The sequence below is a fragment of the Actinomadura sp. K4S16 genome, assembly GCF_008327685.1.
Taxonomy (GTDB): Bacteria; Actinomycetota; Actinomycetes; order Streptosporangiales; family Streptosporangiaceae; genus Spirillospora.
Genome location: NZ_BDDE01000025.1, coordinates 1 through 20501, shown reverse-complemented (window position 1 = coordinate 20501; position 20501 = coordinate 1). Strand labels below are relative to the sequence as shown.

The 20501-nt window shown below is 70.4% G+C and carries 13 protein-coding genes; 8 read left to right on the top strand and 5 right to left on the bottom strand.

Going from position 1 to position 20501, the window contains the following annotated elements; all coding sequences use genetic code 11:
* Positions 1-185: 185 nt before the first annotated feature.
* On the bottom strand, positions 186-2420 hold the full coding sequence (locus K4S16_RS37010) for a UvrD-helicase domain-containing protein (protein WP_149263751.1): 2235 nt from the start codon (positions 2418-2420) through the stop codon (positions 186-188).
* On the bottom strand, positions 2417-9031 hold the full coding sequence (locus K4S16_RS37005) for a DEAD/DEAH box helicase (RefSeq protein ID WP_149263750.1): 6615 nt from the start codon (positions 9029-9031) through the stop codon (positions 2417-2419). Before K4S16_RS37005 ends, K4S16_RS37010 begins: the two co-directional genes overlap by 4 nt.
* A 370-nt stretch (positions 9032-9401) precedes the next feature.
* Here K4S16_RS37005 and K4S16_RS37000 point away from each other — a divergent pair, with 370 nt between their 5' ends.
* The 3 genes from K4S16_RS37000 to K4S16_RS36990 all read left to right on the top strand — a co-directional run bounded on the left by K4S16_RS37000 (position 9402) and on the right by K4S16_RS36990 (position 13494).
* A complete protein-coding gene (locus tag K4S16_RS37000; RefSeq protein ID WP_149263749.1) occupies positions 9402-10928 on the top strand; it encodes a B12-binding domain-containing radical SAM protein in 1527 nt (508 codons plus the stop codon).
* Between the two features lie 179 nt (positions 10929-11107).
* On the top strand, positions 11108-12268 hold the full coding sequence (locus tag K4S16_RS36995) for a hypothetical protein (RefSeq protein WP_149263748.1): 1161 nt from the start codon (positions 11108-11110) through the stop codon (positions 12266-12268).
* A gap of 38 nt (positions 12269-12306) precedes the next feature.
* Positions 12307-13494 carry a hypothetical protein gene (locus K4S16_RS36990; protein ID WP_149263747.1) on the top strand — a complete coding sequence of 396 codons (1188 nt, stop codon included), beginning with the start codon at positions 12307-12309 and terminating at the stop codon, positions 13492-13494.
* A gap of 27 nt (positions 13495-13521) precedes the next feature.
* On the opposite strand, the gene K4S16_RS36985 is transcribed toward K4S16_RS36990, so the two are convergent.
* Entirely contained in the window at positions 13522-14712 is a 1191-nt protein-coding gene (locus K4S16_RS36985) for a hypothetical protein (protein WP_149263746.1), read from the bottom strand.
* Between the two features lie 223 nt (positions 14713-14935).
* Here K4S16_RS36985 and K4S16_RS36980 point away from each other — a divergent pair, with 223 nt between their 5' ends.
* From K4S16_RS36980 to K4S16_RS36965, 5 genes are all read left to right on the top strand, one after another.
* Entirely contained in the window at positions 14936-15370 is a 435-nt protein-coding gene (locus K4S16_RS36980; RefSeq protein WP_149263745.1) for a DUF6196 family protein, read from the top strand.
* Between the two features lie 665 nt (positions 15371-16035).
* Positions 16036-17238 (top strand): S9 family peptidase, encoded by a 1203-nt coding sequence (locus K4S16_RS36975; protein WP_149263744.1) that lies wholly within the window; start codon positions 16036-16038, stop codon positions 17236-17238.
* A gap of 84 nt (positions 17239-17322) precedes the next feature.
* The gene (locus tag K4S16_RS46100) at positions 17323-17715 is read left to right on the top strand and encodes a sigma factor (protein WP_235037318.1); all 393 of its coding nucleotides are present in this window, start codon (positions 17323-17325) and stop codon (positions 17713-17715) included.
* Complete coding sequence (locus tag K4S16_RS36970) at positions 17598-18314, top strand: sigma factor-like helix-turn-helix DNA-binding protein (RefSeq protein ID WP_235037317.1); 717 nt, start codon at positions 17598-17600, stop codon at positions 18312-18314. The genes K4S16_RS46100 and K4S16_RS36970 overlap by 118 nt, the downstream gene beginning before the upstream one ends.
* Before the next feature lie 284 nt (positions 18315-18598).
* A complete protein-coding gene (locus tag K4S16_RS36965; protein ID WP_149263743.1) occupies positions 18599-19399 on the top strand; it encodes an RNA ligase family protein in 801 nt (266 codons plus the stop codon).
* 369 nt (positions 19400-19768) lie between these two features.
* Here the strand turns inward: K4S16_RS36965 and K4S16_RS36960 are convergent, their stop codons facing one another.
* Both K4S16_RS36960 and K4S16_RS36955 read right to left on the bottom strand, forming a co-directional pair.
* Complete coding sequence (locus K4S16_RS36960) at positions 19769-19900, bottom strand: DUF397 domain-containing protein (RefSeq protein ID WP_308800960.1); 132 nt, start codon at positions 19898-19900, stop codon at positions 19769-19771.
* Positions 19901-19916: 16 nt separating this feature from the next.
* The coding region (locus K4S16_RS36955) for a DUF5753 domain-containing protein (protein WP_235037316.1) at positions 19917-20501 on the bottom strand (585 nt) is incomplete at its 5' end.

Genomic DNA, 20501 nt, shown 5'->3' with positions numbered 1-20501 from the left:
CTGATGGAACGCGCCGCCTCCCAACCTCAGAACTGGCCACCTCGTCTTCGAGGTCGCCGAACCTTTCCGCCTTTCTGGCGGCCCTCAACATCGACACGCCGCTGCTCCTCTCGCGCACGAGCGTGCGCACCGTCCTCGCCCCCGCAAAGACCGGCAGAGACGGCGCCTGTCCCGAGCCGCGATGTTCATGGGGTCATCGCGGGGAGGAAGGGGCTGGGGGTGGCGTGCCAGGTGATGTGGAGGGTGTCGCGTGCGCGGGTGGCCGCGACGAACAGCAGGGCGCGGGCGCGCTGGAGTTCCCGCCGGTAGCGGGCCGGGTCGGAGTGCTCCCACTTGCGCAGGTAAGCCTGCGGGAGGAGGCCGTCACAAACCCCGGCGATGATCATGTGCTGGTATTCGAGGCCCTTGAAGCGGTGCATGGTGCCGACGTGGACGACGTCGTCGACACGCGGTCCGTCGGGGCCGATGGAGGTGGCGGGGATGCCGGCGCGGGAGAGGCGCGCTTCCACGTCGGTCGCCATGGCGCGTTCCGGGACGCAGACCGCGATGGACGGCGCCGGACCGTCGATCAGCTCGCTGACCCGATACGCGATGTGGTCCAGCTCGTCCTCCCAGGTCGCGGAACCGTGCAGGACGGGCCGGGCGCCGCGCAGGACGGAGCGGTAGCCGGTGATCTCGTCGGTCTCGCCGTCGAGGTCGTCCCAGGGCTCCTCACCGAGCAGGCGAACGGCAGAGCCGAGGATCTCGTGGGTGGTGCGGTAGCTGAGCGTGAGGCGGGTCGAGCGCCGGCCTCGGATGTTGATGCCGAGCACGCTCAGCGACACGTGGTTGTCGTATAGGCGCTGGTGGACGTCGCCGACGAGGAAGATGTCGTCGGGTCCTTCGGGGACCATGGCGCGCAGCATCTTCCAGTGCGCGGCGGCGAGATCCTGAGCCTCGTCCACGACGATGTGCTGGAAGCGGGGACGCATGCGGGCGACGGAGGCGTCCTCGCGGTGGATGTTAAGGCCGTCCTCGTGGTGCTTCCTGATGCGTTCGGCGCGTTCCTGTTCGAGGCGAGCGGCGTGTTCGGCGACCTGCCGGTAGGTCCACAGGTTCTTCTCGTCGAGGCGGAGCCGGAACTTCTCGACGAGCCGCCAGATCTCGGCGCGCTGGGCGCGGCCGATACTGCGGCCGCGGCCGGGGCGGCGGGTGCGGAAGTAGTCGGCGCGGGAGTGGCCCGCCATGCCGAGGATGACATGGGTCCATTCGGCGTGCAGGAACTCGGGGTCCCAGTCGGTCTCGCCGAGTTCGAGGAGCAGGTCGCGCCACTCCTGGACGGCCTTGGCGTCGTCGATCCAGCGGCGCTTGCCGCCGGGTTCGGCGCGGGCCACGACGTCGGCGGCGAGCTTGTCGATGTTGACGATCTCGACTCGGGAGACGGTCTCGGGGCCGCCGAGTTCGAGGAGGCGCTTGCGCAGGTCGGCGGCGAGGTTCTTGGTGAAGGTGGTGAGCAGCACGGGCTTGTCGTCGCCGGGCGGGAGCCGGTCGACCAGGTGCTTGACGCGGTGCAGAGCGACGATGGTCTTGCCGGTGCCCGGGCCGCCGCTGACGCGGGCCGAGCCCTTGCCGGAGCGTTCGACGATCTTGCGCTGGCTCGGGTGCAGGAAGACCTTCCAGCGGCCGAAGTCGTCCTCCAGGACGGCCTGCAGGTCGGTGTCGGACGTGGTGACGCGGGTGGCGGGCCGGGTGAGCGCGGTCGCGTAGTCCTCGGTGTCGACGGTTCCGGCGGCCTGGACGGGCGCGGTGACCAGGTCGAGGACCTCGTCGAAGGTCTTGCCGAAGTACAGCTCCAGCAGGACTTCCTCGGTCAGGGCCGGGGCCAGCTCGGTGAGGCCGAGGAGCTGCGCCTCGGTGGTGATGGTCCTGATCAGGGGCAGCAGGACGGCGGCGACGCCGAGCTGGAGGAGCTGGTCGTCGGTGAGGTCGGCGAACAGCGGGCGGGCCGGCGCGGGTTCCGGAGGCGGCGCGGGCTCGTCGGGGGCGGGGCCGGGCGGTGCCGGGGCCGCCGCGCGGGGCGTGGAGACGCTCTCCTCGACGCTGACGAGGTCGACGAACTCGATCGCGCCCGTCACATCGTTGATCTTGTACTGGTAGCGGTCGAGGTTGTCGTAGACGTCCTTGCGGTGCCGGACGGCGACGAGGATGTAGTCGCGGTCGCCGGCATGCAGGAGCAGGGCCCGGTACTCGGCGCTGATCCGGGCGGAGTAGAGGCGGGTGTGGCCCTGGAGCTGCTTGAGGCGCAGCCCGCGCGCGTCGGGGTTCTTGCGGAAGTCGTGCTGGAACTCGTAGATGGCGCCCTTGACGACGCGGGGCAGCTTCTGGATCTCCTTGTCGGCCTTGTCGAGCAGCCGCAGTGTGGCCTCTCCCTGAATGGTCATGGGTTCCCCGCCTTGATCCGCTCCGCCAGTTCGTCCACGTTCCACCAGGTCGCCGCCCTGGTCTCCCAGCCCGCCCGCGCGTAGGCCTGGTAGCGGCCGGTGGCCTCTTCATCGTTGCCCGCGAGGACGACGGCGACCTTGGCGTGAGGCCAGGCCAGTTCCGCCTGCCACGCCTGTTCGCCCAGCTCGTGGCCGACTTCGGGGACGGGCACGTCGCGCGCCATCAGGCCGCGTACCAGCTCCGCAAGGCCACGCTCGTCGGGGTCGATGAGGTCGAGCACCTCGGCCCAGGCGGAGTCCGGTGCCGGGTCGGCGTCCAGGGCGTCCGGCCGGGACGGCGCGGAGCCCGCCGCAGGCGGGGGACGCTCGGCGGCCGCGGGCGGCGTGGGCATGCCGGTGGCGTGCCGCATGTCCGGCGGGACGGCGTCCGGCTCGGGCCGCACCTCGTGGACGCTGCCGGGCGGCAGGTCGTCGGGGTCCGGGGGGCGCAGGCCGAGTGTCGAATGGAACCCTTCGCCGCCCGCGACTGCGAGGGCGGACGGGTCGAAGGCGTCGAGGTCGGTGTAGGCGAGCTGCGCTCCGTCGCCCGCGCCGTGGGAGAGGAACTGGAGGAGGTTCCCCCAGTAGAGCCAGGCGCGCCAGCGGCGGCGGTGGGCGTCCTCGTCGGCGTCGATGACGGCGGCCCGGTCGTCGATGACGGCGAGGCCGGTCCATGAGCCGGTCCGGCCGTTCGCGACGACGACCAACGGGCAGCCGCTCGCGTCCGCGGTCCGGATGAGCGCGAGTTCGCCCTTGGGCCGCTCGGGCAGGTCTTCGCCGCGGACGGCCGCGCCCAGAAGGTCGACAATGCGGTCGGGCGGGACGCGCCGCAGTTCCGCGCCGGGCGCGAGGAGGCCCGCGACCGCCGCCTCGGCGCGGCGCCACCAGCGGTCGCCGTCCGGGTCGGACAAGAACGCCAGCAGTGTCTGGATCGGGTTGACCCAGATCAGGTCGGCGAGTTCGGCGGGGTCACCGTGCGGGAGGTAGACCTTGCGCGCCGCGGCCTGGGCGTTGCCCTGGTAGGGGGTCCAGGCGGGGGCTTCGGGGAACCTCCCGTCCTCCCAGTGCTGGACGTCGTCCCAGGTGATCTGGAAGACGACGCGGCCATGGGCGCGCAGCCGCTCGCGTTTGGCGGCGTCGCCCGCGAGGCGGTTGGCGTGCGGGGCGGCATGGTAGTTGTAGCCGTCAAGGTAGACGGCCACTTCGAGGGGCGCCCCGTCAAGCCGTTTGAAGTAGACGTCGGGGCGGGTGCCCTTGATGGTGTTCTGCAGGATCACCTGCCAGTGGACGACATCGTCTCCCGCGGCGATGCGCAGGTGGGCGGTGCGGCGGTCGTTGAGGCGGGGGCCGGGGCTGACGGCGCGGCCGGTGCCGGGCTTGCCCGCCCAGCGGAGCAGCGCGTCCAGGAAGCGGGCCTCCAGCTCGCTTTCGACCTGATTGACGAGGGAGATGTCGTCTGTGCTGGCGACGGACGCGGTCTCCCACCCCTCCAGCAGGTCGGCGAGCATCTCGACGGCGAGGCCGCGGTCGGCCTTGTCGAACTCCTCGCCGCGGACATGGGACAGCAGGCAGCGGTGGCAGGCGGCCTTGCCCTCCTCGTTGGCGCACGGGCAGTGGAAGACGACCTCGTACGCCTTCTCCAGCACCTCGCGGAATCCCGCCTCGGTGGACATGCGGTGCAGGTAGCCGGTGCCGCCGGGCAGGGTGTCGTGCAGGACGAGGAAGCGACGGCGGTGCCCGCTGTGGTGCAGGTGGTCGGGCATGGTGGCGGTGACGATCCGCAGGTGGGCGGGGTCGCCGCCGTAGCGGCGGGCGATCCCGGCCATCAGCGCGGCCTCGAACGTGACGGTCCGTTCGGGGATCATCGTGGTGGCGATGGGCACGAGGATGCGCAGTGCCTCGGTGTGCAGTTCGTGCGCCAGGATCAGCGGCTCGTGCTCGACGTCGGCGCCGCGCCGCTGCGGGCACCAGGGGCGGTGGTGGCTGCGGGACGCGTCGTAGCCGGAGGAGGTGCCGCCGAGGCGCCCGTCCCCGTCGGGCGGGCCGTCGGCGGTGGCGCCGCCGCACGACTTGCAGACGTGGAAGGGGTTGAGACGGCGCAGGTCCCCGGCGAACGGGTCGCCGGGAGGGCGCTCCATGCGCAGCGACCCGAGGTTGAACCGGCGGATCACGGCCCGGCGTGTGAAGTCGACGCCGAACACGCGCCTGGCGTGCCGCCAGGCGCCGGGGGCGATCTCTTCGCGGGGGATGTCGACGGCGACGGCCGTCTCGTAGAAGCGGCGCTGGCGCTCGTCGTGGTCGTCGCGGATTCGGGCGTCGTCGCGCAGGTCGTGGGCGGTGACGCGGGTGGGGACGAGGACGGTGTGCAGGCCGCTGCTGTCGCCGATGCGCTCGTTGCCGCAGCGCTGGCAGGGGCTGTGGTCCTCGCGGGCGGCGGTCGTGCGGACGTAGCCGCATTCCTGGCAGACGCGCCACTGGCGGTAGGCGGGGCGCTGCGGGGTGCCGATGTCGAGGCCGGTGACCTCATGGCGGTAGCCGCGGATGTAGAAGTGGTTGCCGGGCGCCAGCTCGGTGAGCGCGAGGGACGCCGACCGCTCGTACTCGCGGAGTTCGCCGTGGAAGCGCCGGTCGCCGCGGACCCGGTCGGTGCGCTGCCGGTCGGCGGGGGCCTCTCCCGTTTCGTCGCCGACGCGCTCCTCCCAGGTGATGGTCGCCTCCAGCGCGGTGGCGGAGTCGATGAGGGAGTAGTTGGGCAGCAGCCCGAGTTCGACCAGGGCTCCGTGCGCGTCGGCGCGGCCGATGTCGCGGATGCGGGCCTGGACGGCGCGGCGCTCGGCGCGCAGTTCGCCGCGCCGGTCGCGCTGCTGCCGGTCGGAGTCGATCAGATCGGCGATCGCGGCGTCGATGACCTCCAGCCGGGCGCGAAGGTCGGCGAGCCGCTCCTCCCAGGTCCGGGCCGCGGTGTCGACGCTCTCCTTGAGCCCGGTGGCGGCGAAGTCGCGGAGCCTCAGGGCGGCGTCCTCGGTGACGCCGGTCTCGGGGTCGCCCTGGGCGAACAGGGCGAGGAAACGGTCTGCGAGGGCCTCGCCCCTGGAGAGGACAGCGTCCTGGAACGCGGGGAGCCAGCCGGAGTCGCCGAACAGCGCGGACGCGACCCGCGGCATCGGCCGCAGTCCTTCGAAGCGGCCGCGGGCGGCGAGGTCGACCAGGTGCGCGACGTACTGGCGCTGGAGGATCTCGACGGCGGACAGGTGGCAGCCGGGCGGGACGATGTCGCCCGCGATCATGTCCGTGGGGTCGGTCAGGTAGTAGCGGTCGCGGGGGTCGCGCCCGATGAGCGTGAGGAGGAAGGCGTTGCCGGTCCTGCGTCCGGCGCGTCCCGCGCGCTGGACGTAGTTCGCGGGCGAGCGCGGCAGCGAGGCCAGCACGACGGCGGACAGGTCGCCGATGTCGATCCCGAGTTCCAGCGTCGGCGTGCACGCTAAGACGTTCGGGTCGCTGTAGCGGGCGCCGTCGCGGAACTGGCGTTCGACGGTCTCGCGCTGCTCGCGGGTGAGGGCGCCGGTGTGCTCGGCGGTGATGACGCTGAACGGGCGGGCGCTGCGGTACAGGCCGCGGTAGTAGTCGTTCTCGTAGCGGTCGCCGCGGCGGGTGTCGGTGTCGAGCCGTCCGGTGCACCGGTAGCGCGGGCAGGGGGCCTCGACCCATTCGCGCATCCGGTCGGGGTGGACGGTCTGCTGCCAGTTGCAGACAGGGCAGTACACCCCGGCGCCCTCGACCTGGTCGTCTTCGAGCCGCCACACCTGGACGTGGCCGGGGCGCAGCCCGTAGACGGGGGTGGCGCCGTCGCCGGCGGTGCGCCGGGCGATGACGTCCTCGTCGGTGAGGACGTTCAGCAGCCGGGACAGGTAGTGGCCGGACGCGCCGGGTTCGATGCCGAGGCAGCGGGCCGTCCAGTCCTGGAACCAGGACTGCCGCCCGGTGATGCCGTCGAACTCGCTGCGGTTCTTCGGCGCGCCCAGCACGAAGCGCGGCGCGGACAGCCCGCGCGGGAAGGCGGGCATCCCGTCGGGGCGCTTGCCCCAGATGGTCATGTACCGCTTGGTGCCGGCGCCGTCGATCCAGGCGTCCAGCCAGTGGTGCTTGATGGCGCCGCGCATGCGCATGCGCTCCAGCAGCCCCCGCACGTACGCGACGTAGGTGTCGTGGCCGGGCAGGCCGGTGAGCGCGGCCGGTCCGGCGAGCTGGAGGTCGCGGGCAAGCTCGGCGATGCGGTCGATGTCGTCGACGGCGACCTCGGCGGCGGCGGTCCGGGTGAGTTCCAGAGTGCGGCCCTGTCGGGAGCGCAGGCCGAACTCCATGACCGACGCGAAAGCGAGCCGCTCCCCGATGAGCGTCCACGTCCGCGCGGACCCTTCGGTCTCGCCCGCGAGCAGCGCGTCGACATCGTCGCGGTCGTGCAGGTCGGGCGGCACCACCGAGGGGAGGTACCGCGGGTCGCCGGCCTCCTTGACCGTCTCGGAGATCAGCTCGTGCAGCGGCTTGGGCCCCTCGGCGCCGTCGAGCTGGGAGGCCAGGAGGAGCCGCAGGGAGAACCCGTACGAGCGGTTGGCGACGAACCCGGCTCGGTGCGCGGCGTCCTGCACGGAGTCGTTGAAAAGGAGCGTCTTGCGTTCCTGCTTCTCGAGCTGGCCGCCGGTGAACAGCTCCGTCACCGCGACCGACGCCAGCGCCGCCAGCCCGGAGCCGAGGAACCGCGTCCCCTGCTCCATGCCGCACGCGGGGCACCGGTCGTTCTCGGCGTCCCGGTTGCTCTCCTTGGAGTGGCCGACGTCGGCGAGGACGAACACGTCCCGGAAGTCGCTCCTGGTGGAGTTCGCCAGGTCCTTCTTCGGGTCGAGCGGCCGGACGTGTCGGCCGCTCGCCTCCAGGACCAGGACGTTAGGGCCGCCCTTCTCCCCCGCCGCCCGCGCCTCGACCTCGCGCCGCGTCGCGGTGATGAGCGTCCGGACGAGGCGCTTCTCCGCGATCCCGGACCGGTAGATGCGGGCGGGGTCGGCGACCAGGTCCTGCGGGTCGCGCTCCGGGGAGATCGCCGCCCATCCGGACCGCCCGCAGTGGCGGCAGTACACGGCGGGCAGGGCCTCGCGGCCGCCGCCGGTGAGGGTGGTCTCCGCGTCCATGGGGGGCGGGGCCTCCCCGTACCAGGCGAACCCGGGACGGGGGCCGACCGCACGAAGCAGCCGCGTCACCGACCGGACCCACAGGTGCGTCTCGATGTGGAGGAACGGACGCTCGGGGGCGTCCGGGTCGCGGGCCTCCGACAGCAGAGCGACGAACCGCGCGAGGGCGGTCGCGGCCTGCTTGGGCGAGAGCCGGATCGCGTTGCCCCAGCTGTAGGCGCCCTTGCGCGGGAGGAGTTCGAGGATCTCGCCCAACGTGTGCGGCCTGCCGTCCAGGACTTCGAGGACGGCGCTGGTGAGGATGTGCCGCCGCAGCACCGCGCCGAGTTCCTGCGGGGTTAACGCGTCCCGTCCGGTCACGGCCTGCATGATCTGCGCCATCGCGCCGCGGTCGCCGTGCGGGTCGCGGATGAGCGCGAGCTCCTGCGGGTCGGGGAGCGGGAGCGTGTAGTCGATCCCGGCCTGCTCGATGAACTCGTCGGTGCTCTGACGGTCCTCCCCGATCACCGAGTCGGGGCCGAAGGGCATGCCGAACACCGTCTCGGCGACCCGCCGGATCTCGGCCCCGTCGCCGCCCTCCCCCAGCGTCGCGCTCGTCGCGACCGGGCAGATGCGCCCCAGCGGCCTTCCCGGCTCGCTGTGCCCGAGGGCCGCCGCCAGCCGCCGCAGGAGCATCGCCACGTCGGTGCCCTGCGCGCCGTCGTAGGTGTGGAACTCGTCGACGACGACGTAGGCGAGGTCGGCGCCGTCCCAGAGGGGAAGGTCTTCGGCCCGCTGGAGGAGCAGGTCGAGCATCTTGTAGTTGGTGATGAGGATGTCTGGACGCGACCGCCGGATCTCCGCCCGCCGCGTCAGCACTCGGGCGTAGCCGGTCTCGGGCGTGTCGCCGATGTAGAGGGCCGCGGTGACGTCGCCCAGACCGGGCTGCTGGAGGTAGTCGTTGAGGCGTTGGGCCTGGTCGGTGGCGAGGGCGTTCATCGGGTACAGCAGGACGGCCTTGACGCCGTCCTTTCCCTGCGCGCGCCGCCTGCGGCAGTGGTCGAGCACGGGGATCAGGAACGACTCGGTCTTGCCCGACCCGGTCCCCGTGGTGATGAGCGTCGGCCGCGCCTCGTGGCCGTGGGTGGTGAGCCGCCGGAACGCCGCCGCCTGGTGGCGGTACGGGGCGAACCCGGGCGGCGCCCACTGGAGCAGCTGCCTCCAGCCGTCGGGCTCGACGCGGAACGGCGTGCGGATGCGCAGGTAGGGGCCGCGGAAGATGCCCTGCTCGGGATGGTTGAGGAACCTGTCGAGCCCGTCGCGCACCTGCTCGTCGGCCAGCGCGAACGTCGTCGTGAGGTACTGCGTCAGATTCCGCCGAACCTCGTCGGCGGCCAACGTCGGCCTCATCTACACCGCCCTCTCGTCCACCTGCGACAGGCTATCGACGGTCAGTGACGATCTCGCCTGGTTCGGGTAGATCATCCTGGCCGCCAACGGTCAATTCGGGCGCGCCGGTCCACACGGTTCGCGTGTCACGGGCCGCGCACTCGAACGCCCGACAACCCTGGCCGCCAGATGGACGCACCAAAGGCAACTACTCCCTTTTTCGGACATTCATAATCACCAAGCCGAAAGGCCATCATAATATCACCGAGCACACCGCAACTCAAGTCGCCATCGGCACATACGGGGCACCGCCTACCGCTACCATCGTGAGGACGCAGAGGCTCGCTCTCACGTCTCATCATGAAGTTCTGGACTGCCACGGATTGCACAGATGGCCGGACGACAAAGAGCGTTATTCATTTCCCCTGCATATGACACCGACGCCTATCTCGCGGCCGAGAGCCTTGGCCTGAGGTCGGTGGCTGCCGCGCTCGCGCGCTCGGGAGTGGAAGTCCAAGTTCGGGAAGAGGTCCCCGTCCCCGTCCCGGCCGACGTAGGCGAGAGCGCCGCGCGCTCAACTCTGATCGGATTGGGCGTCCTGTTCACCAGGCAGATACCGGATGCCATGGAACTCGCCCGGGAGTTACGCGGCCTGAATCCCGGAGCGCACATCGCCGTCGGCGGCCAAGGGCTGGAGTTCCTCTGGAGCAGGGTGCTGGACGACTGCCCGCAGATCGATTCCGCCTGCATGCATGAAGGCGACGAAATCGTGGTCCAGTTGTGGCGGGCGATCACCACGGGCGCACCGTTTTCCCAGGTGGACGGGTTGTGCTACAGAGACGCGGGCCGGGTCATGACCGCCGCCATCCGGCCGCCGGTCCGCGTCCTGGACGATCTACCGTTCCCGTACCGGGGCGCGGGGAACGGAAGATATCGCGACGGCCACGCCACCATGAGTACGAGCCGAGGCTGTGCGGCACATTGCACCTTCTGCCAGTCGGGCAACTATGGCAACCGCTACCACAGACTTCCACGGTGGCGCGCGCGTTCGGCAGCGAACGTCGCGGACGAGGTGTCCCATCTGGTGGCCGACCACCGAGTGCAAACGATCAGCTTCGTTGACGATGATTTCCTCGGCGGCGATGGGCGGGGGCGGGAGCGCGCCTTCGAGTTCGCCGAGCTGCTGCGCCGGCGGGCCCTCCAGATCACGTTCTCCATCGAGTGCCGGATCAATGAACTGGACGCCGAGATCCTCTCAGCACTGCGCGATGTCGGGCTCCGGCACGTCCTCATCGGCATCGAATCAGCGAACAGCACCGACATTGCACTGTTCGCCAAGAAGACGACCAATGCCGAGGCCGAGCGCGCGATTCGTCTGCTGCGGGAGCTCGACATCGATTTTTCGACCGGCTTCATCATGTTCCAGCCACTCTCTGAATTCGACGGCATCCGCACCAATCTCGCTTTCCTCGCCAAAAACCGCATCGGAACGCACCGGCGCGTCGCCAATCGCCTTGAGCTATATCCCGGCGCCCCTCTGTCTTCGTATTTCAAGCGGCGCGGCGTCACCTTCCACGAGGACCGATATCGGCTGTACTACGACTTCAAGAATCCCGGCATTTCTGTGCTGTACCGAGCCTTCCAGGAAGTCCTGCGACCGTTCGAGCATGTCGAACTCAAAGGCCAGAAGGAGCTCTTCGCTCTTGCTACCTCACACGGCGACGAAGACACCGTCCACATGCGCGAACTGAAGGGGGTATTGGACGACATCGCGGCGGCCCTGGTCTCCGCGGCGTTCACATGCCTGGAGGCGGTCCAGGCGGAGGAGGATCCACTATCGGCCGGAGAAATCGCCGAGGATGTGCGGCAGAAATGCGCAGAGCTCATCGAGCGCGTTGACCATGCCGCATGCCGTTGACGGGGAGCACGAGAAAGGAGAAGCCATGTGGATCATGGGCAATAGCGGCGGAGGATGAGAAGGCGCGACTTGCTTGGTGAGGACCCGTCCGGCCCTGACCGGGCAAGTCGCACTGCGGAATGTTTTCGTGACCGGTTTCGGCGCCTGCGGCGCCCATGAGCCATGAAGGCGGTGCAGTAATGCCGACGATTTCCGACTTCCTCTACGGGGCCCTCTACCAGCGGCAGTGCCGCTTTGCCAACATCGAGCGCTTCATCGATCAATTGGAGCAGGTCCTGGACCTCACCGGCTCCGCCGACGCGGACACCGCCCAGCGCCGCATCAAGGCCGCTGCGGCCTCGCTTCGCGGTGACGCCGCCATAGGTTCCGATGCCGAGGCCGCCCGCGAACTGGTCGCCCGTGACCTCGAGTCCCTGGGCACGGTGGATCTGTCGGAGATCGGCAGGTGGGAGACGGTGACCGAGCGGCTCGACGACCTTGCCCCGCGCATCCAGCGGCGGCTGGCGGACGCCGGTCTTGCGGTCACCGACGCGCCGCTGCGCGTGGTCGAGGAGTTCCCCGAGCCGTTCAACAGGTTCACGTGGTCGGCTTTCTCTCCCGACCGGGAGGACGAGGAGAACTTCGGCATTCCCACCGGCGTCTACTTCCGCCGCGACCGGTTGCGGCCGCTGTACAGCGAGGCGCTGTTCGCCCACGAGGTGATCCACACCGTGACGGGGCAGACCGACCCGGAGGTCTTCGCCATGGGCCTCGAAGAGGGGATAGCGGAAGTCCTCGGCACCTGTTACGGCTCGCTCGCCGTCCTGACCGAGCCAGTGATCCGCAACCTCCTCGTCTACGGCAGGCACGGAGCCGAGCGCGACAAGCTGTGGTCGGTCTACCTCGACCACACCCGCCAGGCGTTCCTGCTCTACCGCGAGTTCGGCCTCGACGGGCTCGTCGAGCTGGTCAGGCGAGGGCGGGCGGCCATCCACGACGCCGAGAAGCGGCTGATGACCGGGACCCATCGCGACCTCGGCCTTCCGCGGGGGAACTGGGACGAGGAAACGACCCGGCTGTTGGAGTTCTCCACGCTCGGTTTCCTGCCATCGCATGTCTTCTCACCGCTGGAGTGCCTTCTGGCGATCAACGCCGAGGCAGGTTTGACGGCTACGGAGGTATGCCGCCGAGCGGGCGTGGATCCCGACTGCGGACGGCCCGTCCTGGAGGGGCTCGGGGCGAGATCCGCGCTCTTCGTTCAGGACGGCGAGCGCATCGGCTACTCCAACGTCGAGCGCTACCTAGAGCTGGAGCAGGCAAGCGGGGTCGCGGTCATGCGCTACCTGCCACCCGGGGGCTGACCCCGCCCGCCTGCGAATCCGAGCAAGGAGCGAACCCCATGACCGCCGAAAGCGAGACCCGCGAGCACCGGGATACGGCGAGCAGAAACCTGGTCAACGCACTGGGCGATCTCTATCGCAGCCGCGGCCTGCTGCTCGGGCTACTCGCCACGACGGTGGGCTTCCTTCTCATCCTGCTCGCGCCCGACAGCGCCACCGAGGTCGCGATCCGCGGCGACCACCTGGTGGTCGGCAGCGACCGGAACGACCTGTGGACCAAGTTGCGCATCGCCGACGTCGGCGTCGCGATCTTCCAGGTGGGCATCACGCTGACGCTGTTCCAGGTGCTGCTGAACCAGATCGCCGAAGACAGGTTCGTCGAGCACGTGCGCACGGTGCTGGACGAGCGGCAGGAGGAGGTGAAGCTGGCGGTCGCCCGGTCCCTGGCGGCGAGCGAGAACGTGGAGACGCTGCGTCTGTCCCCCGAGGAGCTCGACCACGTGATCGAGACCGCCTCGCGGCTGCGCTCCGGGAACCCCGAACTGGGACGGGTGATCTCCAGGAAGCTGCGGACCGGCGTCTTCGAGTCCGAGGAGATATGGCGCGGGCTGGTCGTCCGCGCCGAGATCCTGGAGCTCGACCCCGTCGGCGCCGGCGGCCGGGAGCACGACTACTACGAGGTTTTCTTTCAGTTCGCCTACTACACGACCAACGTGCGCAGGACCCGCTTCGCCTTCCGTGTAGCCAGGTGGAAGGACGAATACGACGTAGCGTTGAGGGCGCAGGATATGGGCGCGGTCTGGCGCCTTCCCTCGACCGGGGAGTTCGACGACGACTGGAGCGCCGGGTTCAACTTCATCGACGCCACGTTCGGCGGACGACCAGTCTCCTTCACCCGCAGCGACGTCGAACGCGAGTACGTCGGGCACATCCCCACCGAGGACTTCGAGGACGGCCAGAACATCCTTGTCCAGTACTCGTTCAGCGCCAAGGTGCTCGCCAACGGCAACCTCCTGAGTTTCGAGGTCCCGAAGCCGACCTTCGGCGCCACCTACTCGATCAGCGTCGCCGTCCCCGACATCGAGCGGATCCGCGCGCTCGACTACTTCGGCGCCACCCGTCCCGCCTCGATCAGTTACGCACCCGGACTGGACCGCACGCGCGTGATCAGCGTCAGCGTGGACGACTGGATCCTGCCCAAGGCGGGCATGGCGGTGGTCTGGCAGCGCCGCCCACCAGAGGCCTGACGACCCCGGCTCGCGCTGTGCGGTGGGTTACCGGAGGGCGGTTTCCACGGTTCGGGGGTCGAGGGGGGTGGGGATTTGCCAGTAGGGGCGGGCGGCGTTGAGTTTGGCCGTCAGGGAGGCGACGAGCTCGGGCTCCGGGTAGGGGTAGGGGCCGCCCTTCGCGAAGAGTTGGGAGTAGCGGACGGAGTCGACGATCGCCGACTTGATGCGTTCGTGGGCTAGATACGCGTCGAGGTCCTGCCGCCAGCCTGCGGTGTGGGCAGGCAGCATGGCGGCCTGCCAGCGCGTGACGAGCGCGTCCTGCTCCTCCGGCAGGTAGCCCGTCGCGATCGCCTGGCGTGCGGTGTGGTCGGTGATGCCGCCGTCCGCGAGGAGTTCCAGCCGGGCCTCCATCGGCAGGCCGTCCACGCGCTGGTGGCGGATCACGTCGGTCCAGCCGGGGTCGTGCGCCGCCCAGGCGAGGGGTTCGCGGCTGGCCACGACGACCACTCCCCTGTCGAGCTGGGCGATCAGGTCGCGGAGCCAGACGTCCTGGGCCATGGCGTGCCCCGATCGCGCCGGGGCGGGGACGAGCGCCTCGTAGGCATCGACGAAGACGAGGTAGGGACGGTCGGCGCCGTCCCGCAGGTCTTCGGCGAACAGGTAGGTGACGGCGTCGGCGAGTTCGGCGTTGGTGAGGTCGTCGAGCTGGCTGAGGGTGTCGTCGGTCTTGACGCGGTGCCGCTGCCGCATCCCGCTCGTGGCCTTGCCGAGCAGGCGCAGCAGGCCCACACCGGTGCCGAACACCGGGACGCCGGCCGCGCCGTCGAGGATCTGGGAGAGGGCTTCGCTCTCGTCCACGAACGGGAGTTCCTTGGGCGAGAGCCGCAGGTGCGGGTGGAGCCGCTGCCAGAGGACGGCGTAGGCGATGTCGAAGCGGTCGAACCGCACACCCTGGCAGCCGAGCTCGACGCGCAGGACGGCGAGGGCGTCCTCCTGCTGGCGCATCGCGGGGACCTGGAGGTCGAGCGTGGCGGTCCGGTGCGTCTCGGCGCTGCGCTGCTTGAGTTCCTGGAGGAGGCGCGACTTGCCGATGCCGCCCACCCCGACCACGTTGAAGACGCACGGTGCGTCGCGTCGGGCTCCCAATGCCTCGGCGAACGCGGCCATCACCGACTCCCTGTCCACGAACGGCCGGTGCAGAGCGGCCACCCGCCGGAACCGGGGTTCGAGGGGCATGGGGGTCTCCCGTGAGTCCTGGTAATCGTTCCCGCCGGCCCGGCGCTGGACGGCAGCAAGTTCCGACCCTAACGGGGCACGCCGGTCACTCTCCAGCAGAAATCAACGAGCCGACGTCGGTGTTGGGGTGATCGTCAAGGTGCCGGGGCGCCATGCCCGGCATGGTGCGCCCACTCGGCTCTCTGGGGCCGATTCCAGCCGCAAAGAACCAGGAGACCTCGTCATGGTCAGTGTCAGCGTGGAGACTCCGCAGCAGACGGAGGAACGTCTGCGCCATGTGATCGCCATGGCCGACCTCGTCGTGCACGACGGTGTCTGGTGCTTCGAGGAGTCCCCCGCCGACCGGCCACCGCCACTCGACGGCGACACACTGGCGGTGGTCCGGGACGGCGAGAGCTGGAGCCGGCTGGTCCCGCTCACCCGGGAGCACCGGGATGTCGAACGGTTCGGGATCTTCTCCTTCCACTTCCCGGCCGACCTGGACAACAGCGGCTTCGTCGGCTGGCTGGCCACCCGCCTGAAGACCGAGCTGGGCACCGGGGTCTTCGTCATATGCGGGAGCAACCGCGACCGCGGCGGCATCTACGACTACTGGGGCTGCCCCATCGACCTGCTGGACGACGCCACCGCGGCCATCCGGGCGCTGCGTACCGGCTGAGCCGAGCGCACACGGCCGCGACGGCCTCAACCACCGCTCCGAGGCGGGAGTCCGCTGTTCTCAGAGGCAGGCGGTCTCATCGGTCCGCCTGACCCGGTTCCCAGGAGGCGCGGGGTTCCTATCGTCCTCACACGCGGTTCCGAAGTGGACCACATCACGGGCTGCTGAACTGCGTGCCTCATGAGACGACGACGGTCCGGCCCCATCCGGCACACGGCCTACGGCATGGCCGGCGCCGCAGCCGCGACCTGCGGAACCCTCCCGATGGTCAGCCTCACCGGCGGCACGCATCCCGGCACCCTCGCCTCCGATGAGGGCGAGTCCCGGCTCCGCCGCCTTCCGAGCCGATCGAGGCGGAGCGGGACGTCCCCCTGCCGTCTGGTGTGGAACCCATGTCCTCACAGGGGCTGCGGCTCGCCCCGGACGGGCGGCCGGGGTGATGAGCGTCGTCTACCAGGGCGCCGAGCGGTCGGGACGCCGCGTCGCCCCGACAACGGCACCCGGCGATCCCGCCCCAGCCGCACTCGTCCGGAAACCGATCGGCGCCGTCCACGGCGCCCTCGCCGCCGCCTGCCGCCCCGCGCACGCGCGGCCGACCTTTCTTCCCGTCCCGGTCTCGCGAAGGGCACCGGGATGTGCCCAACCCTCCAAGGAGTGATGTCACCATGCCGTCTTCCCGACGTCCCGCAAGATTCCCCTCGCCCTTGGGCCGGTTCGCCTTCAGCCTGGCGGCCATCGCGGCTGTGGCCATCGGCGGCTCGGCGGCCTTGACCGATGCGTCCAGTGCCCGGCCCCGCGCCACGGTCGCCGCCGCCCGGGCCGACAGCACCGCACCGGGCCGCGTCGTCAAGGTCGAGCCGCTGCCGCAGGAGCAGCGGCCGTCAGGCGCGGGCATGGCGGAACGCCTCACCTACTGGTCCACCGGGTCGGACGGCAAACCCGTGGTGACGGGCGGGAGGGTGTTCCTGCCGTCGGGCCACCGGGCGCCGCGCGGAGGCTGGCCGGTGATCTCCTGGCATCACGCCACGGTAGGACTGGCCCCCGACTGCGCCCCCTCGATCGCCGGAGGCAAGAAGGGCGACACCGCTTTCCTGGCGCAGTGGCTCCAGCACGGCTACGCGGTGGTGGCGACGGATTACGCCGCGATGGGCAGCCCGCCCGTGCAGCCCGAACTCGACGGCCGCACCGAAGCCCACAACGCGGTCGACATGGTCCGCGCCGCGCGCTCGGCAAACCGGTCCCTCGGGCGGCGCTGGATCGCCGTGGGGCACTCCGAGGGCGGTCATGCCGCCCTCTTCACCGCGGCCAACGCCACCCGGTTCGCCCCCGAACTGGACTTCCGTGGCACGATCGCGCTCGCGCCGCCGTCCAACTTCGTCGAGCCCGCGACCGCTCTGGGACCCGCCACGCCGGACGTCCCGATCCCCGGCACCGTGGCCCACATCGCCGTGATACTGGCGGGCCTCAAGGCGGCCCGTCCCGACTTCGACCTGGACGGATACCTCACCTCGCGCGGCCGGAGCGTCATCGCCGACGCCGAACGGCTGTGCTCGGCGGACCTGGCGCAAGCTACGAAGGGGATCGCGGTGCGCAGCATGTTCCGCAAGCCCCTGAGCACTGGGGACTTCTCCAGGACCGCGCACCAGGTGATGGACGTCCCGCTCAAGGGCTACGACCGGCCGCTGCTCATCGCACACGGGACCAACGACACCACCGTGCCGATCGCGCTGACCGCGAAACTCGTCGCCGACCTCAAACTGCGCGGGGCCGACCCCGACTTCCGCCCGTACCGAGGCGTCGACCACGGTGGCATCCTGGCCGCCTCCTTCCCACGCGACCTCGCCTACGCGCAACGCCTGTTCGGCTGACCTCCTCCGGCTCCGGAACAGTCAGGCCGAGCGAGGCCGAACCGGCAGCATCGGGCGTGGGAGTGCCCGGAGTACGCGGCGTACGTGACGGAGCGGCCGCCGCGCCTGCTCAGAACGGCCCATCTGCTGTGCCGCGACTGGACGCAGGCGGAGGGCCTGTTGCAGACGGCGCTGGTCAAGGCGTGGTCGGCGTGGCAGCGGATCGGGGACCACCTCGATCCGTACGTCTACCGGATCATCGTCAACACGCACGCGTCGTGGGCCAGGCGGCACTGGCGCCGCGAGCGGCCCACGAACCGGCCGCCGGTCCGCCGCGACCGGGCGGACCGCATCGGCGCCGCCAAGGACAAGGCGGTCCTGTGGCGGCGCTCGGCCGGCTTCCGCACCGGCAGCGCACCACGCTGGTGCTGCGCTTCTTCGAGGATCTGCCGGAACCGCAGGTCGCCGAGGTGCTCGACTGCTCGGTCGGGACCGTGAAGAGCCAGACCAGCAAGGCCCTCGCCAAACTCCGGATCGATCCGGGCGCCCTGGCCGCCGCACGACAGGGAGGAGAATGTGCCCATCACCTTCGAGGTCGTGGCCGTCCGTTGAAGGGCGGCGGCCAGGGCTCGGACACGTTCGGATCGATGAACGGCATCGACCGGTATCTGAGCGGTCACGGACCGACGCCGGGCGACTGGAGCTTCGGGGTGTACGGCGGCCGGTGCGACTCCAGCACCTGCGCCATGGTGACGCGTCCGCCGTCGCAGCCGGAGCAGCTCCCGGTGGCGGGGCCGAAGCGGCTGGCGCAGGTGTCCGGAACCGCCGACGGCCGCGCCCGGACGGCGTCGCTCAAGGGGGCGGGGAGGTCCACGCGGATGCGGGTGACGTGCGTGGACGGCGCGGCGGTGGCGGTCGGCCGGATCGGCGGGCGGAGCAAATCCGCCGAGTGCGAGAGCGCCGAGTACACGGGCGTCGTCTGGGACCAGACTGTCGAAGACCGGACGAGCAGGATCGAGATCGCTGTGCTGCCGGCGGAGGCGGCGTGGCAGGCGAGCGACATGCGCGGCACCGGCGACGCGGCGCTGGCGAGCTGATGAAAGGCGTGGAACCGGCCGGAAAGTGGGCGCTGGAGATCTACTCTCACTGAGCCCCGAGGAACCGCCGGGCCCGGACGGCCGCCGCCCCGGCCACCGCACGGCAGAGCGGTCCTCGCCGGGTACGGACGGCCGCTCCTGGCTGGACGCCGCGGTTCCTGCGGCCAGTGGAAGAACCTCGGCCCCCGGCCTCGGCGGGCGGGCATCCGCAGCGCCACCGAGCCCCGGTCATTTTCTGTTTTGCCAATTGACACAAGTCGCTGATCTGATCTACCGTCCTCCGCGTGAGTACCGGCAAGGGGCGCGGACGGCCGCGCAAGGACCCGGACCGCCTGGCGCGTTGGACGCCCCCGGAGGGCTGGTCGCGGCTGGTCGCCTGGGTCTCCCCCGAGGAGAAGAAGGCGCTCAAGCACGTCGCCGTCGACGCCGGGGTCTCCGTCGCCGATCTCGTCCGAGCCCTCGCCGGCGGGCTGGCCGGTGGCGCCATCAGCCACGAGGAACTACTCGGGCAGGTCGAGAAGGGAAGGGACGTCATGGAGAAGATCCCCACGCTCTTCGAGCGCGATGACCGGTTCAAGGTCGTCGACCGCCCCAAGCCCGAATGCGCCTGGGTTCTCGAAGGGGCCGGGACCGGCACCGAGAAGCTCGACGGCACGAACGTCCGCCTCACGGTGCGTTCAGGCCAGCTCGTCCGGGTGGAGAAGCGGCGCAACCCGAGCAAGCAGCAGAAGCAGCAGGGGATCGTGGACGGCTGGTACGTCGACGCCGGGGAGGGAGGCGAGGACAAATGGATCCATGCGGCGGCCCGCAACACCGACGTCGCCGCGTGGCCGGACGGCGAGCATCCCTGCGAGGCGCTCGGCCCCCGCATCCAGGGCAACCCGCTAGGGCTCGAAGAGCACCGATGCGTCCCCTTCAACCTGGAGGCGCCGGCCTACGAGGACGTGCCCCGCAGCTATGACGGCCTGCGGGACTACCTCGCGAAGCTGGACAGCAGGTTCGCTCCGGGCCACCTCGCCGAGGGGATCGTCTTCCACCATCCCGACGGCCGCCGCGCCAAGATCAAGCGCAAGGACTTCGCCTGACGGGCGAGATCGCCGCACTGCCACCGGAGGCGGGCCGGGGACGGCAACGGCGAGGCCGCGTTCGTGACGCTGGTGCGGTGGGGGCGGCGAATGCTCCGTCCCTTCCCCCGGCACCCATTCGGGCAGGTCGCCAAGCGCTCCACAGGGAGCGGCTGGTGATCCTGGCGACGAGCAGGGCGGCACCGAAGGACGTCAGCAGGATCAGGTAGAAGACGGGCGGGGCGAGTTCCGGCGGGAACACCGCCTCGCCCCCCTGATCCGCGAGTGACCGACCATTCCGCGCCGCCCTCCTCGCCAACGGGTGGCATCACCTACGCCGAACCACGGCCTGGCCCCGATCACCCCGTCCCAGGACCGGCCGCACGCCCGTCAGGCCCGGTCGAGAGCCCCGTCCTTGATCCGCCGAAGCAGACTCCCGAACGCATCGCCGCTCACGGTCAACCGCCCACCCTCAGGGTCCTTGGAATCCCGGATGCCAACGCCATGGATCAACTCGGCCACCTCGACACATGCCTCATCATTGATCGCCCCGCTGCGGGAGCTCTTTCGCCAGTCGGTCTTCACTCGCCACCTCCAACAATCCAGCGACACGGGCTCGGGAAGCCTCCTCAGATAGGGCCTTGAACCCGATTCGCTCGTAATCTACGGCGAGTTCCTGTACCTCCGCCGCGTCCTCGATCAACCGACCGCCTCTGCGAGCACCGACGTAGGCAACCTGGCGATTCTTCACGGTGATGAGCCTGAACGGGCCATCGAGCCCCATGTGCGCACCCGCCGACTTGGGGAGGAGACGGACCGACACGTGAGAAAGTTCTCCAAGTTCAAGCAGGTGTCTGAGCTGGGCCAACATCACATCGCGCCCTCCGATCTCGGAGGTCACCGCATCCTCGTCCATCAACACCCAAACATAGGGAGGGGACGGCCGGGACATGACGGCGTCCTGCCGCGCCATCCGTGACTGGACGGCCAGGTCGAGGTCCTCAGCGTCACTCTCCGCGAGGAGCGCTCGCATGTAGTCCTCGGTCTGGAGAGGGGGCGGGATGATCTGGCCCTGGTAGATCCTGATCACGCTCGCAGTCGCCTCGTACTGGCTGTGCTGCAA

Bases quoted from the DNA above. Each gene is read 5' to 3' on its own strand.
- K4S16_RS36975 (WP_149263744.1), top strand. From the start codon at position 16,036: ATGCCGTCTTCCCGACGTCCCGCAAGATTCCCCTCGCCCTTGGGCCGG.
- K4S16_RS37010 (WP_149263751.1), bottom strand. From the start codon at position 2,420: ATGACCATTCAGGGAGAGGCCACACTGCGGCTGCTCGACAAGGCCGAC.
- K4S16_RS36990 (WP_149263747.1), top strand. From the start codon at position 12,307: ATGACCGCCGAAAGCGAGACCCGCGAGCACCGGGATACGGCGAGCAGA.
- K4S16_RS37005 (WP_149263750.1), bottom strand. From the start codon at position 9,031: ATGAGGCCGACGTTGGCCGCCGACGAGGTTCGGCGGAATCTGACGCAG.
- K4S16_RS36985 (WP_149263746.1), bottom strand. From the start codon at position 14,712: ATGCCCCTCGAACCCCGGTTCCGGCGGGTGGCCGCTCTGCACCGGCCG.
- K4S16_RS36995 (WP_149263748.1), top strand. From the start codon at position 11,108: ATGCCGACGATTTCCGACTTCCTCTACGGGGCCCTCTACCAGCGGCAG.
- K4S16_RS36980 (WP_149263745.1), top strand. From the start codon at position 14,936: ATGGTCAGTGTCAGCGTGGAGACTCCGCAGCAGACGGAGGAACGTCTG.
- K4S16_RS37000 (WP_149263749.1), top strand. From the start codon at position 9,402: ATGGCCGGACGACAAAGAGCGTTATTCATTTCCCCTGCATATGACACC.